Annotated in this window: 3 protein-coding genes; 2 read left to right on the forward strand and 1 reads right to left on the reverse strand. The window is 59.5% G+C overall.

The window, feature by feature from the left end; genetic code table 11:
• Positions 1-499, reverse strand: a 499-nt coding sequence (locus GM79_RS13600) for an SWIM zinc finger domain-containing protein (protein ID WP_200875609.1), incomplete at its 3' end; no start/stop codon positions are given.
• Between the two features lie 280 nt (positions 500-779).
• On the opposite strand from GM79_RS13600, the gene GM79_RS13605 reads away from it, so the two are divergent.
• Both GM79_RS13605 and GM79_RS13610 read left to right on the forward strand, forming a co-directional pair.
• Complete coding sequence (locus GM79_RS13605) at positions 780-1169, forward strand: hypothetical protein (protein ID WP_051718595.1); 390 nt, start codon at positions 780-782, stop codon at positions 1167-1169.
• Positions 1170-1171: 2 nt separating this feature from the next.
• Positions 1172-1729: an IS630 family transposase gene (locus tag GM79_RS13610; protein WP_051718594.1), complete on the forward strand. Its 558-nt coding sequence runs from the start codon at positions 1172-1174 to the stop codon at positions 1727-1729.
• Positions 1730-1745: the final 16 nt, after the last annotated feature.

Consider the following 1745-nt stretch of genomic DNA (forward strand, 5'->3'; position numbering starts at 1 on the left):
GGGGCGCGGGCGCCGCCGGCCGGGCCGCCACTGCCAGCAACAAGGCTTCATCGCACTTGAACGCGGATAGGAAACGACGCAACGCCTTGGGTTTTTGCAGCAGCAACTGCCGTAGAAACGCCAGCCGCTCCCGGTCAGTGGTGCGGGCCCAGGCGGCAGATAGCAGAAGGGCGCGGCGGTCTTTTTCGGTGAGCGCGGCGGGGGCGGCGGCAGATTTGGTTTCGGTGGCGCCGCCAAACAAATCGAGCACAGCCAGGCCGAGGGCAATGCCGTGTTTGCACACGTCGCCGTAATCATAAGGGCAGTCGCAATATATTTTCGGCGGCTTGCCGGGGCGGTTTGTCAGCTCAACTCGGTAGGTTTCGGTTCCTTCAACTTTGGCTTTAAACGTGTCGCCGGTGCGCCTGATGCGGCCCACGGCGTTGTCCTCGTAATACGCACTTCCCCGCTCAAAAATTTTGCGCGGCACCAGAGCTTCCAAATCAGCTTCCGTAAACATGGCACTCGGCTTGAAGGAAATCAATTGCCCGCCAAAATACGACGCCCTGCTCTTATATCTTTCAATCAGCACTTGCCCCATATTTCCCCGAATTAGCCCAACACTAACTTCGGCCACTAAATAAAAGAGCCGCACCCTATGAGTACGGCTCTTTTATTTAATTTTAATTGTAAAAACCTTATCATCGAAGCGTATCGAATAATTGTCCCGGCCATAGCACCTAGACTGTAACTAGAGCGGTTTCCAATTCAGTGTACAGAATTCTGCATATTTTCACCTGATGAAAGCGTATTCGATTGATTTGCGGGAACGGGTAGCGGCGGCTTGTGCCGCGCCGCAGGCCCGGATTTACCAAGTCGCTGCCCAATTCAGCGTATCCGTTTCGTTTGTGGACAAGCTGTTGCAGCGCCAGCGCCGCACGGGTTCGCTGGCCGCCCTACCCGCACGCGGCGGCCCGGTGCCGCGCCTGGACCCGGCGGGCGAGGCGCTGTTGCGGGCCTGTCTGGTGGCGCAGCCCGACGCGACGCTGGCCGAACTGGGCACCGCCTTGCACGCCGCCGAGGGCCCGGTCCTGAGCCGCACCAGTACGTGGCGGGCGGTGGAGCGCCTGGGCTGGGGGCGTAAAAAAAAAGCATCCACGCCGCCGAGCGCGACACCGAACGGGTCGTAGCGTTGCGCCGCTTGTTTGTGGAAGCTATTCAGGAAGAAGACGTTACTCATTTTGTGTTTGTGGACGAAACGAGCACCAACCTCACGTACTGCCGCCGCTACGGCCGGGCCCCCGCCGGCCGGCGCGTGGACCAGGCGGTGCCCTTGCACAACGGCCCGAACGTGACGCTTATCGCGGCCCTGACCCCGGACGGACTCGGGGCGTTGCTCACCGTCAATGGGGCCGTCAACGGCGACGTGTTCGCGGCCTATTTGGACCAGGTGCTCGGCCCCACGTTGCAGCCGGGCGACGTGGTGGTGCTCGACAACTTGACGGTACACAAAGTCGACGGCCTGGACGAAATTGCCCAAAAATACGGCGCCCGCTTGCGCTACCTGCCGCCTTACTCGCCTGATTTCAACCCCATTGAACTCGCTTTTAGCAAACTCAAGACGTGGCTACGCACCACCAAAGCACGCACCTGCGACCTGCTGGAAGAGGCTATCCAGGCGGCTGCCGAATGGATAAATGAACAGGATGCCAAAAACTGGTTTGACCATTGCGGATATCATGTACACTGATTTGGAAACCGCTCTA

It is taken from the genome of Hymenobacter sp. IS2118 (genome assembly GCF_000715495.1).
Lineage (GTDB): Bacteria > Bacteroidota > Bacteroidia > Cytophagales > Hymenobacteraceae > Hymenobacter.